The organism is Acinetobacter tandoii DSM 14970 = CIP 107469 (genome assembly GCF_000400735.1).
Classification (GTDB): Bacteria; Pseudomonadota; Gammaproteobacteria; order Pseudomonadales; family Moraxellaceae; genus Acinetobacter; species Acinetobacter tandoii.
In genome coordinates this window covers 253,516-274,219 of the sequence record NZ_KE007366.1, presented here as the reverse complement: position 1 = coordinate 274,219, position 20,704 = coordinate 253,516, and the positions used below count along the sequence as shown (strand labels likewise).

16 protein-coding genes and 1 tRNA gene are annotated in these 20,704 nt (G+C 39.0%); 12 read left to right on the top strand and 5 right to left on the bottom strand.

Annotated features, from left to right (window positions below; translation table 11 throughout):
• Positions 1 to 45 precede the first annotated feature (45 nt).
• A complete protein-coding gene (locus I593_RS07835) occupies positions 46 to 1,878 on the bottom strand; it encodes a phosphoenolpyruvate carboxykinase (GTP) (protein WP_016167029.1) in 1,833 nt (610 codons plus the stop codon).
• A 413-nt stretch (positions 1,879 to 2,291) separates the two neighbouring features.
• Here I593_RS07835 and I593_RS07830 point away from each other — a divergent pair, with 413 nt between their 5' ends.
• From I593_RS07830 to groL, 4 genes are all read left to right on the top strand, one after another.
• Positions 2,292 to 3,224 carry a diacylglycerol/lipid kinase family protein gene (locus I593_RS07830; RefSeq protein WP_016167028.1) on the top strand — a complete coding sequence of 311 codons (933 nt, stop codon included), beginning with the start codon at positions 2,292 to 2,294 and terminating at the stop codon, positions 3,222 to 3,224.
• A complete protein-coding gene (locus tag I593_RS07825) occupies positions 3,205 to 3,963 on the top strand; it encodes a metallophosphoesterase family protein (protein ID WP_016167027.1) in 759 nt (252 codons plus the stop codon). Before I593_RS07830 ends, I593_RS07825 begins: the two co-directional genes overlap by 20 nt.
• 195 nt (positions 3,964 to 4,158) lie before the next feature.
• Positions 4,159 to 4,449 (top strand): co-chaperone GroES, encoded by a 291-nt coding sequence (locus I593_RS07820; RefSeq protein ID WP_016167026.1) that lies wholly within the window; start codon positions 4,159 to 4,161, stop codon positions 4,447 to 4,449.
• 59 nt (positions 4,450 to 4,508) lie between these two features.
• Entirely contained in the window at positions 4,509 to 6,143 is a 1,635-nt protein-coding gene (gene groL, locus I593_RS07815; RefSeq protein WP_016167025.1) for a chaperonin GroEL, read from the top strand.
• Between the two features lie 477 nt (positions 6,144 to 6,620).
• Here groL and I593_RS07810 read toward each other — a convergent pair whose 3' ends face one another.
• Positions 6,621 to 6,995, bottom strand: a complete 375-nt coding sequence (locus tag I593_RS07810) for a diacylglycerol kinase (RefSeq protein ID WP_016167024.1) — start codon at positions 6,993 to 6,995, stop codon at positions 6,621 to 6,623.
• Between the two features lie 421 nt (positions 6,996 to 7,416).
• Between I593_RS07810 and I593_RS07805 the strand changes: the two genes are divergently transcribed.
• Together I593_RS07805 and I593_RS07800 are read left to right on the top strand one after the other, a co-directional pair.
• Positions 7,417 to 10,515, top strand: coding sequence for a multidrug efflux RND transporter permease subunit (locus tag I593_RS07805; protein ID WP_016167023.1), 3,099 nt, complete (start codon positions 7,417 to 7,419; stop codon positions 10,513 to 10,515).
• 176 nt (positions 10,516 to 10,691) lie between these two features.
• The gene (locus I593_RS07800) at positions 10,692 to 11,279 is read left to right on the top strand and encodes a DUF4112 domain-containing protein (protein WP_026440857.1); all 588 of its coding nucleotides are present in this window, start codon (positions 10,692 to 10,694) and stop codon (positions 11,277 to 11,279) included.
• Between the two features lie 55 nt (positions 11,280 to 11,334).
• Here I593_RS07800 and htpX read toward each other — a convergent pair whose 3' ends face one another.
• Both htpX and I593_RS07790 read right to left on the bottom strand, forming a co-directional pair.
• Positions 11,335 to 12,240, bottom strand: coding sequence for a protease HtpX (gene htpX, locus I593_RS07795; protein ID WP_016167021.1), 906 nt, complete (start codon positions 12,238 to 12,240; stop codon positions 11,335 to 11,337).
• 130 nt (positions 12,241 to 12,370) lie between these two features.
• Positions 12,371 to 13,228: a lytic transglycosylase domain-containing protein gene (locus I593_RS07790; RefSeq protein ID WP_026440858.1), complete on the bottom strand. Its 858-nt coding sequence runs from the start codon at positions 13,226 to 13,228 to the stop codon at positions 12,371 to 12,373.
• 494 nt (positions 13,229 to 13,722) lie between these two features.
• Between I593_RS07790 and ttcA the strand changes: the two genes are divergently transcribed.
• Both ttcA and I593_RS07780 read left to right on the top strand, forming a co-directional pair.
• Positions 13,723 to 14,646, top strand: coding sequence for a tRNA 2-thiocytidine(32) synthetase TtcA (gene ttcA / locus I593_RS07785; RefSeq protein WP_016167019.1), 924 nt, complete (start codon positions 13,723 to 13,725; stop codon positions 14,644 to 14,646).
• A gap of 230 nt (positions 14,647 to 14,876) precedes the next feature.
• The gene (locus tag I593_RS07780) at positions 14,877 to 15,260 is read left to right on the top strand and encodes an SCP2 sterol-binding domain-containing protein (protein WP_016167018.1); all 384 of its coding nucleotides are present in this window, start codon (positions 14,877 to 14,879) and stop codon (positions 15,258 to 15,260) included.
• Between the two features lie 60 nt (positions 15,261 to 15,320).
• On the opposite strand, the gene I593_RS07775 is transcribed toward I593_RS07780, so the two are convergent.
• Positions 15,321 to 16,433, bottom strand: a complete 1,113-nt coding sequence (locus I593_RS07775) for a transglycosylase SLT domain-containing protein (RefSeq protein WP_016167017.1) — start codon at positions 16,431 to 16,433, stop codon at positions 15,321 to 15,323.
• Positions 16,434 to 16,798: 365 nt separating this feature from the next.
• Between I593_RS07775 and greB the strand changes: the two genes are divergently transcribed.
• The 4 genes from greB (at position 16,799) to I593_RS07755 (ending at position 20,532) form a co-directional block, all read left to right on the top strand.
• The gene (gene greB / locus I593_RS07770) at positions 16,799 to 17,290 is read left to right on the top strand and encodes a transcription elongation factor GreB (RefSeq protein WP_016167016.1); all 492 of its coding nucleotides are present in this window, start codon (positions 16,799 to 16,801) and stop codon (positions 17,288 to 17,290) included.
• Positions 17,291 to 17,383: 93 nt separating this feature from the next.
• A tRNA-Ser gene (locus I593_RS07765) sits at positions 17,384 to 17,473 on the top strand.
• Positions 17,474 to 18,271: 798 nt separating this feature from the next.
• Positions 18,272 to 19,678 (top strand): aldehyde dehydrogenase family protein, encoded by a 1,407-nt coding sequence (locus tag I593_RS07760; protein ID WP_016167015.1) that lies wholly within the window; start codon positions 18,272 to 18,274, stop codon positions 19,676 to 19,678.
• Positions 19,679 to 19,869: 191 nt separating this feature from the next.
• The gene (locus I593_RS07755) at positions 19,870 to 20,532 is read left to right on the top strand and encodes a helix-turn-helix transcriptional regulator (RefSeq protein WP_016167014.1); all 663 of its coding nucleotides are present in this window, start codon (positions 19,870 to 19,872) and stop codon (positions 20,530 to 20,532) included.
• Positions 20,533 to 20,704 lie beyond the last annotated feature (172 nt).

Here is a 20,704-nt window from a genome sequence, read left to right as displayed (position 1 = left end):
AAAAAGACCGTTTATACGGTCTTTTTTCTGAGTCTTATTTTGTACTTAAGCTGATTGCTTAACTGCTTCTAAAAGTTGGTTTTGACGAACTTTTAGTGCTTCTGGAAGACGGTCACCTAATTGGCTGAACAATTCAGTGTGGCTCTCAATTTCTTTGATCCATTGATCTTTATCTTGAGAAGTTACAAGTTCAAACTGCTCTTTAGTGAAATCAGAACCTGTCCAGTTTAATTGTTCGTAAGTTGGTACTAAGCCAATTGGTGTTTCAACAGCGCTTGCACGACCTTCGCAACGATCAATGATCCACTCAAGCACACGCATGTTTTGACCGAAACCAGGCCATACGAAGTTGCCTTCTGCATCACGGCGGAACCAGTTTACATTGTAGATGCCTGGAAGTTTGTTACCAGCAGCTTTTGCTTTTGCTTCAACTTCTGCACCAAGTTCTAACCAGTGAGAGAAGTAGTCTGCCATGTTGTAGCCCGCGAACGGAAGCATAGCAAATGGATCACGACGAACAATACCTTGTTGGCCCACAGCAGCTGCAGTAGTTTCAGAACCCATAGTTGCAGCTTTGTATACGCCATCAACCCAGTCAAATGCTTCTGAAACTAATGGAACTGTGTCTGCACGGCGACCACCGAAGATGAACGCAGAAATTGGTACACCTGCTGGATTTTCCCAGTCAGCATCAATAGAAGGGCATTGACCTGCAGCAACAGTAAAGCGCGCATTTGGATGAGCCGCTTTTTCAGTACCTGTGTGAGGTTGACCTTTCCAGTTAGTTAGGTTTGTAGGTGCTTCTTTAGTAAGACCTTCCCACCAAACTTCGCCATTGTCAGTCACAGCAACGTTGGTATAGATCACGTCTTTATGAAGTGTCGCCATACAGTTCGGGTTAGTCTTGGTATTTGTACCAGGAGCAACACCGAAGAAACCTGCTTCTGGGTTAATTGCATATAAGCGACCGTCTTCACCTGGTTTAATCCAAGCAATATCATCACCTACAGTTTCAATTTTCCAACCTTCGTAACCAGCTGGTGGGATCAACATTGCAAAGTTTGTTTTACCACAAGCAGAAGGGAATGCTGCTGCGATGTAGTGTTTCTCACCTTGAGGATTCGTTACGCCAAGGATCAACATGTGTTCAGCTAACCAGCCTTGTTCACGGCCCATTGCAGAAGCAATACGGAGAGCTAAGCATTTTTTACCCAATAATGCATTGCCGCCGTAGCCAGAACCGTATGACCAAATTTCACGAGTTTCTGGATAATGTACGATATATTTTTCAGGGTTGCATGGCCATGCAACGTCTTTCTCACCTTCAGCAAGCGGAGCGCCTACTGTATGTACGCAAGGAACATATTCGCCATCAGTACCAAGAACGTCATAAACGGCTTTACCCATACGTGCCATTTTAGACATGCTTACTGCAACGTAAGGAGAGTCTGTTAATTCGATACCGATGTGCGCAATGTGACTGCCCAACGGACCCATAGAAAAAGGTACAACGTACATTGTACGACCTTGCATAGCACCGTCAAATAAACCATTTAAACGAGCGCGCATTTCTGCAGGAGCTTCCCAGTTGTTTGTCGCACCAGCATCCTCTTCTTTTTCAGAGCAGATGTATGTACGACCTTCAACACGAGCAACGTCAGAAGGGTCAGAATTTGCAAGATAAGAACCAGGGTGTTTTTCTTGATTTAAAGCTTGCATAGTGCCGTTAGCGATCATCAAGTCGATAAGACGTTGATATTCTTCTTCGCTGCCGTCACACCATTCAATCTTTGCTGGTTTGGTTAATTTCGCAATTTCTTCAACCCATGCAATAAGCTTAGGGTGACGAACGAATTCTGGTGCGTTCACTTGGGTCATGGTGAGGCCTATCTTAAAAGTGTACAAATTTTGTACAAAGTGCAATCTAAGTAATGAGGTTACCTAGATGAAAGTAAAAAAAAGTGGCAGTATTAAAGCACAAAACGATGAAAAAAATAAGACACCCCTACCTACTTGTAGATATCGATAATTTGTATTGGACTTTAGTTTATTTTATATAAATCAATATCTTATCTTTGATGGCTTTGATTGGCTTTTATATTTATTTTGTTTATGAGTATCATTTATTTTAATTATTTTGTTTATTTACAATGATTTATAACTAATTTTTTTATGAGAATTATTATTGATTAAATAAATGGTTGTAATTTGAATTTTGCATAAAGGCATTGTTAATTGATGATAAATTGGACAAAATTAGAGCAAATACTTCATAGAAGTGAATTGCTTGCATGACTTTAAAACCTCTTTCTATTATTTACAATGCACGCTCTGGTTTTCATGCCAGCAATAAAGAACAAGTCTATGAGCAATTGCTAACATATTTCACTGAACAAGGTTTTGAAATTCAGGCTTTTGAGTTGGGTGAAAAAAAAGATTTTCCTACTTTGATGCAATCCATTATCCAGCGGCATCAATCTTCAGAGAGTATAGGTGTTATTGTTGCTGCTGGTGGTGATGGCACTTTAAATGCAGTTGCTAAAGCACTATTGGGCAGTAACATCCCTTTAGGTATTCTTCCTTTAGGGACATTCAATTATGTTGCTCGGGTTTTAAATATTCCAATCGATATTATGCAAGCGGCAGAAGTGATTGCTACAGGGCAAATACGCTCCATTCATGTGGCTAAAATTAATGACCAGATTTACTTAAATAATGCCAGTTTGGGTTTATATCCTTTATTTATTCAACGTCGTGAACTTTATAATGCCAAGTTTGGACGTTTCCCTTTACATGCCTACACTTCGGGTCTGGATGTGTTAATCCGAGATCGTAAAGAGTTGAAATTGGAGGTGGAAGTCGATGGTAAAATCTATCCTGTAAAAACGCCTTTAATCTTTTTTGGTAATAATCAACTACAGTTAGCAGAAATGAAATTGCGTATCGCCAAATGTGCAGAGCAAGGGCAGGTTGCAGGTGTCGTGGTTGCAAAAAGTGATAAATTGACCTTGTTTCGGATGTTATTACAGTTAATTCGTGGTGAATTAGAACAAGCGCCTGATGTGTATAGTTTTGCCGCAGATGATGTCAAAGTCTTTTCGCGACGCGAAAAATTAACGGTTGCACTTGATGGTGAAATTGTAGAAATGCGTCCACCACTACATATCACTGTACAAAAAAATGCAGTCAACATAATGGTGCCCTATGTTGTTACATCTGTCTGATTTGCATTTTGGTACGGAGCGCCCCGAATGTCTTACGGCAATTCAGCAGTTTTGTCGTGAACAACGACCTGAACTAGTGGTCGTGAGTGGGGATCTTACTCAGCGTGCACGTTATAGGGAATTTTTTCACTGTAAACAATTTCTCGACAGCTTGAATTGCCCTTATTTGGTCGTGCCAGGTAACCATGATATTCCGCTGTACCATTTATGGGACCGTATTTTTAATCCCTTTACCCGTTACCAATTGTTTTTTGGCAATATGGAAATGACTTTGGAAACTGAGCATTTTTATGTGATTGGCGTGAACAGTATTCGTCGACGTTATCATACGCGTGGGCATATTTCTTTAGAACAAATTCAACAGATTGATCAAATTTTAAAACGTGCACCTCAACATAAAATAAAAATTATTGCAGCACATCAGCCTTTTTATACATCACCAGAAGATCCACATGGTATTAAAGACTGTCCTGTACTTGGACGTATGGCACTAGATGTTTGGAGTAAAAGTGGTTTAAAGGCACTGCTACATGGGCATTTACACCAGTCAGCTGTATTCGATTTAAATTGTTTATATCGTTTGGGTGTTGAGCATCCTGTGCTTGATATTCATGCAGGAACAGCAACGTCTTATCGTTTACATCATGCTTTAAGTAATAGTTTTAATGTGATTGATGCACAGGCTGATGTCCGACATTATCAATTTAGCCTTCAAGATTTAGAATTTGTATTGGTATAAATTGCTGAATTAATCAACGAATCATTCATGTTGCCCAAAAAAAATACAAAAAAGATGCTTTTTTTTTAAAGCAGCCCTTGAAGCGTTCTTTTCCATCCCCACAAAAGTGTCATCTAAATTCATTTTGATGATGACCAAAGGAATAAATAAGTCGTCATCAGTCATCTTAATAGACTTAGTCTGATGGAGTTATTTATGAGCAACATTCGTCCATTACATGACCGTGTAGTTATTCGTCGTGTTGAAGAAGAAACGAAAACCGCTGGCGGTATTTTATTGCCAGGTTCTGCAGCAGAAAAACCAGCACAAGGTGAAATTATTGCTGTAGGTAATGGTCAAATTACGGACAACGGTGTTCGCGCTTTAGATGTAAAAGTTGGCGATAAAGTATTGTTCGGTACTTATGCAGGTACAACTGTAAAAGTACAAGGTGAAGAACTTCTTATCATGAAAGAGTCTGACATTTTAGCTGTATTAGAAGGCTAATTCTGTCCTTACTCGTTCAATATCAGATTGGTAAAGATTAAAAATTTCGGAGTCTATAAATGTCAGCTAAAGATGTAAAATTTGGTGATTCAGCTCGCGCAAAAATGATTGCAGGCGTTAACGTTCTTGCAGATGCTGTAAAAGTTACTTTAGGCCCTAAAGGTCGTAACGTTGTTATCGACCGTTCTTTCGGTGCACCGCACATCACTAAAGATGGTGTTACTGTTGCAAAAGAAATTTCACTTAAAGACAAGTTTGAAAACATGGGTGCTCAACTTGTTCGTGAAGTGTCTTCAAAAACTAATGACATCGCAGGTGACGGTACAACAACTGCAACTGTACTTGCTCAAGCAATCTTAAATGAAGGGATCAAATCTGTAACAGCAGGTATGAACCCAATGGATCTTAAACGTGGTATCGACCTTGCAGTTAAAGCATTGGTTGCTGAAATTAAAGCAACTGCAAAACCTGCATCTGATACGAAAGCGATTGAGCAAGTAGGTTCGATCTCTGCAAACTCTGATGAAACAGTAGGTAAATTGATTGCGCAAGCAATGGAACGCGTTGGTAAAGAAGGTGTAATCACTGTTGAAGAAGGTTCAGGCTTTGAAGATGCGCTTGACGTTGTAGAAGGTATGCAGTTTGACCGTGGTTACATCTCTCCATACTTTGCAAACAAACAAGATACATTAACTGCTGAATTGGAAAATCCGTTCATCTTGTTGGTTGATAAGAAAATCAGCAACATCCGTGAATTGATTACTGTTTTAGAAGCAGTTGCTAAAACTGGCAAACCGCTTTTAATCATCGCTGAAGATGTTGAAGGTGAGGCGTTAGCTACTCTTGTTGTGAACAACATGCGCGGCATTATTAAAGTATGTGCGGTTAAAGCGCCTGGCTTTGGTGACCGTCGTAAAGCAATGCTTCAAGACATCGCAATCTTAACTGGTGCGACAGTGATTTCTGAAGAAGTAGGCATGTCTTTAGAGCAAGCTTCTCTTCAAGATTTAGGTACTGCACACAAAATCACGGTTTCTAAAGAAAATACTGTGATTGTGGATGGTGCTGGTGATGCTGCTCAAATCGCGGAGCGTGTTCAACAAATCCGTGCACAAATTGAAGAATCTACGTCTGAATACGACAAAGAAAAACTTCAAGAACGCGTTGCTAAATTAGCTGGCGGTGTGGCTGTAATCAAAATTGGTGCAGCAACTGAAGTTGAAATGAAAGAGAAGAAAGACCGTGTTGACGATGCATTACATGCAACGCGTGCTGCGGTTGAAGAAGGTGTAGTCGCTGGTGGTGGTGTTGCACTTGTACGTGCTGCAACTGCGCTTGACGGTGTAACTGGCGCGAATGATGACCAAAATGTAGGTATCAACATTCTTCGTCGTGCAATTGAAGCACCACTTCGTCAAATTGTTGCAAATGCGGGTGATGAACCTTCTGTTGTGATTAATGCGGTGAAAAATGGCGAAGGTAACTTCGGTTACAACGCTGCAACTTCTGAGTATGGCGACATGCTAGAAATGGGTATCCTTGATCCTGCAAAAGTAACACGTTCTGCACTTGAACATGCTGCTTCTGTTGCTGGTCTAATGCTCACAACTGAATGCATGATCACAGATATTCCAGAAGACAAACCTGCGATGCCTGATATGGGTGGCATGGGTGGTATGGGCGGCATGATGTAATTATCAGTCCAAACTGACCCATTTAAAAAAATCCTCACTTCATGTGGGGATTTTTTATTTTTGCCGCTACTATTGAAGTATAAAAAGATTTAAAAGTCATAAAAAACAGAATGTTAAAATATTATATAGAGCATTTTATCGTACTATTTTTCTATGCTTCACAGAAAATGCAGCATCCGTAGCTGATAGAATAAAAAGGAGTTAAATTTTTAATTGAGTCAAATTGGTTGTATCAAGTGATGAGTGCTTTTTAAAGCACGACAATTAGCTTACATAACATGAAATCAAAATTTGCGCGCTATTTGTTAATCAATACAAGCTAGAGGCAATTGCCATAGCATGTTCAATGATATTTATTACAGTTCAGCAGGGACATATATCAAAATTTCTACCAAAAGTACCTGTTCAACTTAAGTCGAGCTATTTCTCTTATTGGCAAGCTTGCATCAGATTTTGAGCACATGCCTTAACTGAAGATTAAGCCAGTAAAATAAGTGCCCAAGTGATGGCAATTATGCTTAAGGCAACAAATTGTGCTGCGCTACCCATGTCCTTGGCATTTTTAGAAAGCGGATGTCGTTCTAAAGAAACACGATCGACAATAGCTTCCAAAGCTGAATTGAAAAGTTCGACAATAATTGCTAACAAACAAACGGCGATAAGAATAGCTTGCTCACTACGGCTCACATTAAGAAAAAATGTGACTGGAATTAAAACAAGATTGATATAAATAATTTGTCGAAAAGCGGCTTCATGTTGAAAAGCGGCTTTAAAGCCAGCGATAGAATAGCTAGTTGCATTAAAGATTCGTTTAAAACCAGTTTTACCTTTAAGTGGAGAGTATTCGCTCATGATGAATTAAGTCGTTTGAGATAAGTTAAGAATAGCGGCAATATATTAAAGAGGGCTTAAAATACCACGCTCTATCTTGTAAAGTTTAACATGGATTTTCCACAAGCAAATGAGCCAAAAGTGGCAATTCAATTTAGACAATGATGTTGTTTTTTAATTTGTGAAGAACTTTTAAAAAGTAAGTAGAGTTACATTTGAAGAAATATCAACCTACAGAATCAGAAGATTGGCTCTGGTCCTCATAGATTAATTTGAGAGGGATTGAATATGACCTCTTCACAATTCCTCCATAATTGAACAATAAATCCGTAACTATGTTAATAATGATTGTGTTTTAAAGTTGAGTCATTGAATATCAACATAAATTTGCTAGTTTTTCGAATCTTCCTTTTTACTTCTTCTTGATTAGTGGCGCAGACCTATGTTGTCTAAGTTTTTTATACAACGTCCCATTTTCGCGGGTGTACTTGCAATTATTGTGATGGCTTTGGGGCTTTTTGCCGTTCTAAATTTGCCGGTAGAACGTTATCCCGATATTGCGCCACCAAGAATTACTGTAAGTGCAAGTTATACTGGTGCATCTGCCGAAACCATGGAAGAAAGCGTTACACAAATTTTAGAACAACAAATCAAAGGGATCGATCACCTTTTATATTTTAGTTCCAGTAGTGATTCTTCTGGGCGTAGCCGAATTAGCATCAGTTTTGAAAACGGTACAGATCCAGACACGGCGCAGGTACAAGTTCAGAATGCAATTAATGGTGTCGTCAGCCGATTACCAGAAGATGTACAGCGCCAAGGCGTAAATGTCTATAAATCACTGGGGGATACCCATATGGTGATTGGTTTGTACGATGCTTCTGGTCGTAGTGACAATATTGAGTTGTCTGACTATATGATGACTCATTTGGAACAAGATATTGCCCGTATTGAAGGGGTGGGCGAGGTCGATGTATTTGGTTCGCAATATGCGATGCGTATTTGGCTCAATCCTACAAAATTAAAGCAATATAATTTAATGCCATCAGACATTAGGACTGCAATAGAGGCGCAGAATACTCAAGTGGCTGCTGGGGGGATTGGTGATTTACCTACAGTTGAAAATCAATATCTAAATGCTAAAGTCACATCTGGATCACGCCTCAAAACAGTGCCTGAATTTGAGCAGATCATTGTGAAATCAAACCGTGATGGTAGTTTTGTCTATTTAAAAGATGTGGCGCGTATTGAACTTGGTGCGGAAAACTATCAATCCTTTAACACCATCAATGGTTTTGCATCAGCGGGGATGGGGATTTCGTTGTCATCTGGAGCAAATGCCCTAGCAACTTCTGCATTGATTAAGGCCGAAGTTGAGCACTTATCTAGTAAATTACCTGCGGGCTATAAAATTGTTTATCCGCGAGATAATACACCCTTTGTACAAGAGTCGATTAAGGAAGTTGTCAAAACGCTGCTTGAAGCAGTCATTTTGGTGGTGATTGTCATGTTCCTGTTTTTACAGAATTGGCGCGCTACTTTAATTCCCACCATTACTGTACCCGTGGTGATTTTGGGCACCATGGCAATTCTGTATGTTTTAGGCATGAGCATTAATACCTTAACCCTATTTGCTTTGGTTTTAGCCATCGGGTTATTGGTCGATGATGCGATTGTGGTGGTTGAAAATGTAGAGCGTCTGATGCATGAACAGCATTTATCTGCCAAAGATGCTGCTGTTGAATCCATGCAGGAAATTAGTGGCGCTTTAATTGGGATTACTTTGGTGCTTACCGCAGTCTTTATTCCGATGGCATTTTTTGGTGGATCAACTGGGGTAATTTACCGTCAGTTTTCCATCACTTTAGTGGCTGCCATGGGGCTTTCCTTAATAGTGGCTTTGGTGTTAACGCCAGCCATATGTGCTTTAATTTTGCAGCCCAGTAATAAGCAAAAAAAATGGGCGGTGTGGTTCAATCAAAAGTTAGACCAGTTAAAAACACGCTATCTTAAACTCGCGCAATTGACCATAAACCATAAACGCATCAGTTTGGCGATATTTACTGCGTTAATCGCCGTATTTGCCTTGTTTTATCGTGCTTTGCCCACCAGTTTTATTCCGAGTGAAGATCAGGGCATATTAAGTGTGCAATTTGAGCTGATTAATGGCGCACCGCTGTCCAAAAGTCGCGAAGTTGGTGAGGAAATTCGACAGTATTTCTTGAGTCAAGAAAAAGACAATGTCAATTTGGTGATGGTGCGTTATGGGCGTAATTACTCTGGAACGGGACAGAATTTAGGGCAAGGTTTCATTGCCTTGAAACATTGGGACGAACGTAGTGGTCAACACAATTCAGCTCAAGCAATTCGTGAACGTGCAATCAAACATTTCCGTCAGAATCGTAATGCCAAAATTATGGTAAATATGCCTTCATCTGTGAGTGGGCTAGGTCAGACAGATGGTTTAGAGTTCTGGATTCGAGATATTAACGGCAATGGACGTCAATTCTTAGATTCAGAGTTTAAAAAGTTACAAACTGCCGCGGAACAATATAAGAGCTTTGAAAATCTGGATAACAAGGCGAACCCTGATAAAGCTGAATTACAAGTCAAAATTGATCAAAAACAAGCATTGGCTCTAGGTTTATCTCAGTCTGCGATTAATAGTACCTTATCGGCAGCATGGGGCGGTTCTTATGTGAATGATTTCATTGATCGTGGGCGGGTTAAACGTGTGATGATGCAAGGGGATGCCGAATATCGGTCCAAACCTGAAGATTTGCAGCAATGGTATGTCCGCAATGATACCAATCAGATGGTGTCATTTGCCAATTTTGCCAACGTGAATTGGGGCGGTGGGCCAGAAGTCGTGAAACGCTTTATGGGCTATACCGCTTTAGAGATGGAAGCTGATACAGCCAAGAATGTTAGCTCTGGTGTCGCTATGGGCGATATTCAGAAACTGGTGGAGCAGCAGCCTGATATTGACTTGGCATGGAGTGGACTTTCATTTGAAGAACAAAAATCCAGTCATCAGGCTTTATGGCTATATTTAATTTCGATTGGTTTTATCTTTTTATGTTTGGCTGCGCTGTATGAGAGCTGGACGATTCCCACTGCGGTGATGAGTGCTATTCCTTTAGGTATTGGAGGAAATATTCTCTTTAGTTATTTTGTGGGTTTTCCAAATGACATTTATTTCCAGATAGCCTTACTCACCACGATTGGTCTGTCCTGTAAAAATGCCATTTTGATTGTGGAATTTGCTTCTATCGCACAAACACGTGGTCTTACCATCATTCAAGCAGCTATGGAAGGGGCGAGTTTGCGCTTACGCCCGATTTTGATGACTTCTTTGGCTTTTGGTGCAGGGGTAATTCCTTTGGTATTTGCTTTCGGTGCTGGGGCGGCAAGTCGTCAGGAAATAGGTATTAGCGTCTTAGGCGGTGTGATTTTCGGGACAGTCTTGGTATTGATTTTTATTCCATTCATTTACGTGTTGATTCGCTCTATGTTTGGAAATAAACAACAGCAGTTATAGTTCTGTAAGCTGCTGATCGTTTTCTGTATAGGACAATCCATATTTATACTGAAAAGCATTGAGATCAATGAACAGCGGTTATTCAGTTTGCTGGAATATTGAATAACCCTTTGTTACTTTTTTAAAGATCAAAATGATCTAAGCTACAGATAAATCATCATCCTATCGACATGCATATGCCTTCACAGCCATCAGCTACAAAAAAAACACCGCAAGAAGTCATTCGTTTAGAGCGTGATTTAGCGAAATATGCCAATTTGATGGATTCAGTGATTCGAATTCCATTTACCAAACAAGGCGTAGGTGCAGATGCCGCATTGGGGACTATTCCCGTGGCTGGGGATGTCGCAGGTTTTGCATTAACCTGTTATGCAGTGTATAAAGCCAAGCAGATTGGTGTACCACAACATAAATTAAATGTAGTGTATAAACTGGCAGTAATGGACTTGGTAGTGGGGTTTATTCCTATAGTAGGAACCCTATTTGATATTTTTATTCGTCCAAGCCGAAAAGCACTCGATGTCGTACATGAGCATATTCGGGACGAATATCAGATCAGCGACACGACGCATGTAATTCATCCATATTTACATGAAAAGTTAGAACAGAAACAGCAACATTCAGCCTTTTGGCGTCAGCCTGTAATTGCGTGGTTATGGCTACATATTCCAGATTTGATTGGTTTGGTAGTGATAGTTTTGCTGCTTGTTGCCTCTTGGTATGGATTTACTGCGGTATGGTCTTGGTATCAAAACTGGTCTTAAACCGATTAATCTAATAAAAAAGCCTCCATATTGGAGGCTTTTTGAATCTTTAAACTTATGCGCAGTCTAACTGTTGTAAGGCTGCTACACGTTGTTCAATTGATGGGTGAGTTTGGAATAAGGCTGCTAAGCTAAAACCTTGTTCTTTACCTTCCGCAATAGAGAATGCTTTCATTTCTTTTGGCATTTGATCTGGAAGCTCTGATTCTGCTTGAAGACGTAATAGGGCAGAAATCATGGCTTGTTTACCTGCTAAACGTGCACCCGCTTCATCGGCACGATATTCACGGTAGCGAGAGAACCACATCACGATGGCAGAAGCTAAAATACCAAAGACGATATCAAGAACAATTGTAATACCGAAGTAAGCTAAGCCAGGTGCTTCACCATCTTCACGACCGAAAACATTACGGTCAATGAAATCACCGACTACACGAGCAAAGAACATAACAAAGGCATTGACAACACCTTGAATCAATGCAAGCGTGACCATATCACCGTTGGCAACGTGGCCAATCTCGTGAGCCAGTACTGCGCGTAATTCATCTTTGTTCATACGCTCTAGTAGACCTGTTGAAACGGCAACGAGCGCATCATTTTTATTCCAACCTGTTGCAAAGGCATTCGATTGGTAAGATGGGAAAATACCCACTTCTGGCATATTAATACCAGCGCGTTGAGACAATTCCGCAACTGTTTGTAGCAACCAAACTTCTGCTTGGCTACGTGGAGCATTAGGGTCAATAAGTTCAGTGCCAGTTGTTTTTTTCGCCATCCATTTCGACATGAACAGAGACACTAAAGAGCCAACCATACCAAACACGAAACAGACGACTAAAAGGTTGCCTAGATTCAAGCCACCCGCGCCATGGTAACTACCGACACCGAAGAGTGACAAAATAATGCCAGCTACAACCAGTACCGCGAGGTTGGTTAGCAAGAACAAACCAATCCGCATCATTGAGAAAATCCTCTTAATATAGAAATATAATCTGATTTATAACTTATAAATCATAAGGATCAATATGCGGTGAATATTGCAAAAATTCAAGGAAAAAACGCGATTCGTCGCTAAAAATAACATTTTTCTATTAATAGATTCGCGCAGATGCCGAAGCATGTTCTGTCGAATAAGTCCCAGAACGCGGTGCATCTGTATAACTACCATCGGCTGCAATGATGATCTGACGTTGACTACTTCTGGATGAAGGATTTGGAATGGATTCAGCCTGTGCTGATGGAACATTGTAACTTACAGACTGGGCGACGATTTTCCCTGAGCTACTCCCACTGCTAATGAGACCACCTGAATACAGATTGCTATAACGGCTGCTCACACGGCGCACATAGTCTTGGGTTTCTTTAAATGGGGGGATACCGCCATATTTGTCGACATTGCCTTCACCCGCATTATAAGCAGCCAAAGCCAAAGAAGTATTACCATTGAAGCGCTTTAATAACCAGCTTAAATATTTTGCACCCCCCATAATATTTTGCTGAGGGTCATAAGCATTAGAGACATTAAAACGTTTTGCTGTTGCAGGCATCAGTTGCATTAAGCCTAATGCACCAACAGGAGATCGAGCATTCACATTAAAACCAGATTCAGTATGCATTACGGCTTTAATCAAACCTTCTGAAACGCCATGCGTTTGAGCGGCTTGGCGAATCATGCTATCAAACGCATTTCGATTGCGGCTGTAGCTAGGCAATACGGAAGCTTCTGAGTTTCCCCAGTTGCTGTAACTGTGCATATTACTGTCAGGATAATAGGTTTTTTTTTCGACTTTCAAATGGCTATATTTACTTTTTTTATTGGTGAGCAGGGTCGTACCATTTGAATCGGTCAGTTGATAAATGGTTTCACCAGCCATGCAGGCAGGACTTATGAGTAAGACTGATGCACAGCCAAGAAGGTAAGCTAGAACGTTATGCCATTTATTTTTCATTTTTTATCAATTTTTCTGTCCCCAAACAGTCAAGTTAAGTTTAGCAAAAAATACTTAGATAAAAAGCGCTACTGAATTTTATTTTTCATGACTTCGTAAAAATCAAGCTTAATTGCGGAGTTAATAATCAAAAAAAAATTTAATTTATTTTTAATCGGGATTGCTTGACTATGATAAGTTACTGATATTTATATAAAATAAAATTGATCAAAAAATGATCAATTTAAATAGAAGCCTTAAACTATGGGAAGAATCACCTGTCAAGTGTTTTGAAATCCACAAAGTTATCCACAGCTTTTGTGGACAACTGTGGAAAAGTCCAAAAGATAAGCATTTGGGATAAAAAATGAACTGCAACGTTCAAATTTACCCTTTTTCTAATAAGGAAAAATGACAATAAGATTTGGTCATGAGAATTTACATTCTTTAGATGCGATTGCCTGACGAATCATATAAAATTGCGCGGTATTTTTATTTATGGGTTAATCGTGCCTATGTACTCGCCAGTTGAGTCCGAACAAGGGTTTAATTTCAAGCCAGAACTCCCAACCAGCTCTGCCTACTATCGTTTGTTAAAGAAACTTCGCCGCCAAGTGGGGCATGCTATTCGTGATTTTAAAATGATCGAAGATGGCGATAAGGTCATGGTCTGCATTTCTGGTGGTAAAGACAGTTATACCTTGCTGGATATCTTATTGCAGTTTAAACGTATTGCCCCGATTAATTTTGACGTGGTTGCGGTTAACCTTGACCAAAAACAACCAGGTTTCCCTGAAGATGTACTACCTCGTTATTTAGAAGAAAATAACATTCCATACTATATTTTGGAAAAAGACACTTACAGCATCACTAAAAAGTTAACCCCAGAAGGCAAAACTTACTGTGCGGTGTGTTCGCGTTTACGCCGTGGCTCTTTGTATGGCTTTGCACAAGAGATTGGTGCAACCAAAGTGGCACTAGGGCATCACCGTGATGATATCTTAGCGACGTTTTTTCTAAACTTGTTCCATGGCGGCAGCTTAAAAGCAATGCCACCAAAATTGTTATCTACAGATAAGAAGAATATGTTGATTCGTCCACTGGCTTATGTGGAAGAGAAAGACATTATTAAATATGCGGAAATGCGTAAATTCCCAATTATTCCGTGTAACTTGTGTGGTTCGCAGGAAAACTTACAGCGTGCCATTATTAATGACATGTTGCGTGCATGGGACAAAGAGCATCCGAAGCGCTTACACAGTATTTTTGGTGCATTACAGAACGTTTCACCATCTCAGTTAGCCGATCGTGAATTGTTTGATTTTGAAGTGCTGGATTCGCAACGTGAATTCGACTTCAAAGGCGAAAGTTGTTCGACTGAAGCTGAATCTGGAAACAAACGTATTAATATGGTGAATCTTGGCTTTGCCGCAGAATAATTTCGTCATTTAAGCCAATGCAAAACACCAATCTATGATTGGTGTTTTTTTTATGTGAATGATTTTGATAAGTTTTGTATAAGAAATATAAAATATGAACGGTACGTGCAAAAAACTTTAGGCACATATCGGATATACATGCTATAACAATCAGCAAGCGTATTTTAGCTTCACAATGATGTCGTCTGGATAGGTGACACAAAATGAACAAATAAATTTGAGGAAACATCATGCCGGCCTTTTTAACTGATGATTGGTTTTCAACTGTAGAAACTTTGACTGCGCAAGCAGGGGATTTGAATTTGCCACCTGCTTTGGCAAATTTGGCCATTAACTTGGTGGTGACAGATACAAGTGGTAATACCGAATTGGCGTTAGATGGCGGCAAAATCTTGAAAGGTTTGTCTTCAAATGCCAAAACTACACTCAATATGGACGCAGAAACTTTACGTAAAGTTTTTCTAGAGTTTGATATGGCTGCTGCAATGCAAGCATTCATGACTGGAAAAATTAAAGTGCAAGGAGACATGTCTCAGTTGATGGCGTTACAAACTGCTAAACCAAGCCAAGAGCAAAAAGATTTATTTAAGAAAGTACTTGAGCACACCGCTTAAGATTTTTCAAAAAAAAGCTTACCCTAGGGTAAGCTTTTTTTTGCTTCAATTAATGACTATTTATATATTCACCAGTTGAGGCGTATTTTTGATGTATTCCAAATAAGAACGAATACGCGTGACATATTGTACGGCTTGGCGATAGCGACCATTTTGGGCTTTATTACCATCTAAATAACTATATAGGTTCACCCAGTTATTCGGATCTTTGCCTTGAGCACTGATACGTTTCTGAATCTGATCTACGGCTCCTGGTCCCATGTTATAGGCAACTAAGGCATACCAGTTACGATCTGGATAAGGAACTTCCTCAAACTTGCTCAGCATCAGGTCGTAGTACTTTGCACCACCCTGAATACTTTGTGCAGGATCGGTACGATTACTCACACCCATCGCTTTAGCTGTGCTGTTGGTCAGCATCATAATGCCACGCACACCTGTGGGCGAAATTGAATCGGGTTTTAAGTACGATTCTTGATAGCCAATAGCCGCTAAGAAATGCCAATCGAGGTCGTATTTCTCAGCAGTACGCTGAAAGCTGGCTTTATAAATCGGCATACGTTTGGTCAGGTCACGTTCAATAGAATCCCATGACTCGGCTTGCACGACATTACGATTATAAAAAGAAGCCAATTGGCTGATCGAACCTGATTGTTTGCCTTGGCAGACAAAGCCACTGGCAGTCTGAGTCAAGGGGTCATCGGCGTGTTTAAATACCCAACTTAGTTGTGTATTTAAGCCATTTTTCTGCAGGCTATACAAATCACCACAGGTGGCTGAAAACGAGGTTAGCTTTTTACTTTCAATGTTTTGAATGCTTGTTGTGGTAATGGCAAAGTTCGCTTTACCTTGATCAACCAATTTTAATGCTGTTGCATCATCAGGAACTGTAGTAAACACCAGTTCAACATTCATACTGTCAGCATAATTACGTGCAAGGTCATAACCAAAGCCATGTAAATACTGCCCATCTTTAAAAACAGTCGATGGATTTTCTACACCAACCACTGTGAGTTTGTTGTTATTGACAACAGCGTCATATTGGTAAGCCTTGCTCGCGTTAATCGTATGAAAAGGAATTAAGGCGACGGTGAGTGCTAAGGCTTTTAAAGGGAGAGAGAAAGTTAATGAGTTAAGGCTAAGCCTCGACCCAGAAGATGAACTACTGTGCATGTTGTCTCCGCTACAAGTAATTTATGCCCAAAAAATCCAAAGCAAACGAGGCCTTAAACTTTTACAAGTTTGATAAATTCAATAAGGGGTGGGCAGTCATGGACGTCATTCAAAATGACATGGGAAAAAATGAAATTATGCAGTCAAAAACCACATAGGTTAAAAATTACACTAAACAAAAGATGAAGGCATAATAAAGTCGGAAATTTAGATTGTCAAATTTAGTATAAAAAATAGTGAAAAATGTAACATAACTATCTAATTTAATTAATAAATTATTTTTATACTCTTTTGTTGTGGTGAAAATGGGCATAAAATAGCTTAAAAATGTATCTATTTCGTACCTTGAAAAGTCAATTTGCAATATGAAATCTAACTTAATTACACGTTCTGGGCACGATAAATTGGTGGCCGAACTTCAGCATTTATGGCGTGAAGAACGTCCAGAAATTACCAAAAAAGTGAACTGGGCAGCGAGTCTTGGTGATCGTAGTGAAAATGCTGACTACCAGTATAATAAACAGCTGTTAAGAAAAATTGACCGCCGTGTCCGTTACCTCGGAAAAAGGTTAGAAGAGTTAAGAATTGTTGACTTTGCTCCTGAGCAAGAAGGCAAAGTTTACTTTGGTGCATGGGTCGAAATTGAAAATGAACAAGGTGAGCGAAAACAACTGCGCATAGTCGGTGTCGATGAAATTTATGATCATCATCCGCAACATATTTCCATAGATTCACCTATGGCACGTGCATTACTTTCCAAACAAGTGGATGATGAGGTTGAAGTCATGACTCCCTCAGGAAAAAAGACATGGTATATCAATACAATCCGTTATGAAAAGCCAGAAATCATGCTTTAATCAGGTGTTTTGATTTTATTTTGTGCAATTGAATAGAAAAATATGCAAAAGTATTTGCCAAGGTAGAAAAATATTTATATGATAGCCGCCATTGGAAGCGTGGCAGAGCGGTTTAATGCACCGGTCTTGAAAACCGACGAGGGTGTGAGTCCTCCGTGAGTTCGAATCTCACCGCTTCCGCCAAATTCAAAAAACCCTGACTATGTCAGGGTTTTTTATTTTTAAGTTTTTGCTTAACAGTGCAAAAAAGGAAGTAAATAATTCAAGGAAAGATGATGGGAGTTGGAAAAATACTTTTATAGAGATCATCAATATTTAGTAAGCTATGTTTGGTTTTAGTAGCATATTGAAATGGATTAAAAAAAGGCTTGCTCCTGAAGATTATTCATGCAATGCCCAAATTGAGATTGGTATTTTTTACTTAAATACGGTTTAAGGTGCTATTCTATTTTCATACTTTTGAGCAATGTGTTTTGCGCTTTAGCATCAGGATTGGTCTAAATTGCTCGCTCAAAATCAGATAACCCAACTAAAAATATAATTTAAGTTTTAGTTGTTCCTTTTTTAACATTCAAGATTTTATTGAATGCATACTTCCATTCAACTAAGCAGAATGTCAAATAAAAATAAGTAATAAAAGCATTCTATTAAATATCTCGGAAGACATAGGCATAACTGTAAAGTCGGAGATTGCTGCGAGTATTTATCTGGAAAATCTGTCGAGTTGGATACCGAGAAGCCATGTATAAAGCATAATCTCACGGTATTATATTTTGAGATGAAATGTTGATAGGCATCTTATTTTTACTAAAATAAATGTAAAATTACATTGAAAAATAACGATACCAAATTAAAAAATAAAAAAATTAATTGTATTGTTTTTCTATTAAGTTACGTTAAAATCATCCTAAAGGATGAGTTTATAAATAATTATCAGCGATAAACTTCATGCAAAAGAACATCAATATGGATATGAATCAGATGAATAGCAACATGTTGTTTAATGGTAAAACGGTAGTAGGTCAAGGCGAGCCTTTTGCGGTACTAAATCCAGCAACAGAGGAAACCATTGCCAAAATTAACAGTGCCACGGTGGACCAAGTAGATCAAGCTGTGCATGCGGCGCGTACAGCGTTTAAAACATGGCAACATGTTTCAGATGAGACAATAAATGAAAGTTTCCTGAAAATTGCACAAGATATTCGTGCAGAAAGTGAAGAAATTGCAAAACTGATTACTATTGAACAAGGTAAACCACTGGCTTTGTCTCAGTTTGAGGTCGAAGCAGGGGCAAATTGGATTCAATATATTACCAGTCTAGAAGTTCCTGTAGAAACCATTACAGACCCAAGTGGCAAAACGATTAAAGTTTATAACCGCCCATTAGGTGTTGTGGCTTCAATTACGCCTTGGAACTGGCCATTTATGATTGCTATTTGGCATTTCTTCCCAGCATTAAAAACCAAAAATACGGTGGTGAATAAACCGTCTGAGTTTACACCTCTCAGTACCATTAAACTGGTCGAAATTATTAACCGCCATTTACCTAAGGGTGTATGCAATATTGTCTTAGGAAAGGGTGATGTAGGTCAGGCACTCAGTGAACACAGTGATGTAGACAAGGTAACATTTACGGGATCTACTCGGACAGGTCAAAGTATCCTGAAGCATTCCGTAAATACCTTAAAGAGTGTCGTGCTTGAATTAGGTGGTAATGATGTCGGAATTGTTTTAGACGATGTTGATGTGGATACAGCGGCCGAGAAAATCTTTGGTTCAGCATTCTTAAATATGGGGCAAACCTGTGCAGCATTAAAGCGTCTATATGTACATGAAAATGTTTATGATGCATTAACACAAAAATTGACCCAAATCGCGAATGCACAAGTGGTTGGCAATGGATTAGATTCAACGACAACATTTGGCCCAATTCAAAATCATGTTCAATACCACAAAGTAAAAGGCATGATTGAAGATGCTGTGGCGCAAGGTGGTCAGATTATCACAGAGGCGAAAAAATTAAGTGAGCATGGCTATTTTATTCCACCTACGCTTATAACCAATGTCAAAGAAGGTATGCCTTTGGTTGATGAAGAACAATTTGGTCCTGTATTACCAATCATTAAGTTTAGTGATGTAGACACTGTAATTGAACGTGCCAATAACAGTGAATTTGGTTTAGGTGGTTCAGTGTGGAGCAAAGACCTTGATCGTGCACAAGAAATAGCCAGTAAACTTGAGACGGGTACAGTTTGGATTAACAGTCATTCGGATGTCTCTCCAGCAGCTGAGTTTGGTGGTTGGAAAATGTCTGGCCTCGGATATTCATTTGGTTTAAATGGCTTATTATTGTTTACGCATAAACAAGCGATCCATATTTCTCAATAATCAAGTAAACAGATTCATCGGTCTTACTGATGCATTAGGTGGATGGCTTGGATATGAAGCATATTGAAGCCATAACTTATTATATAGAATTGATGTTTTAAAATTGACATCAGTAAGGCTATATATTGGCAGGAAGCCAATTTCATTGATCTATCGACGCTATTAAATTTTCAAAAGGATGATGAAAATTTATGTTCAATCGTGATTTTATTCAGCAATTTAGTCAGAACTTTATTGCTCAGATTCAGCATGTTTCACCTATAGATGGTTTTTTGACTTATAAAACCGATAATATTCAACATGCTTATGATTTTGAGCAAGATGGCATATCAAAAAGTGCAATCGACGAATATTTAAATGGAAAAATTGAATATGATCCAGTGAGCTTTCGGCACTTTTATCATGGTCATCAGAACATTGCGCTTCTGGGCGAGCATCAACCTAACGAAATATTTGTAAATTTTATGCAGCGTTGGCAAGTTGAAGATACTGCTGAATTTTTCTTCAGAAAACGTGATGGAAAACTGATCTTTGGTTTGAGTATTTTTAGGGAACAAGGCAAAGCCAAATTTAATCAGCAAGAAAAGAAAATATTTGAATCTTTTTATCGATTGTCTATTGATCATTTTCATCATCATGTCGACATGATTAATAGAGATAAAATTATGGATCAATATCAATTAACTAAAAAAGAAATTGTGGTTTTAGAAGAATTATTTACAAATTTGGAAGCCATTCAAATTTCGCAAAAACTCAATTGTAGTTTGTCGACCATAAAAACGTATGTCCAACATATTTATCAGAAATTAAATGTAAATAGTCGCCAAGAATTGGTGTGTAAATTAATCAGATAGTCACACATTTCATATGTTCAAATAGATTCTATAACAATTTTCTTATATCAAGCCATAAAAGTAGTGTTGGATTTAAATGCTTCATATTCATGTTGGTTTTATGCAGAAAATCTATCTATAAGGGCTTATTGAGTACTCAATAGTAAAATGCATAGATGGAAGGACTTGGCAA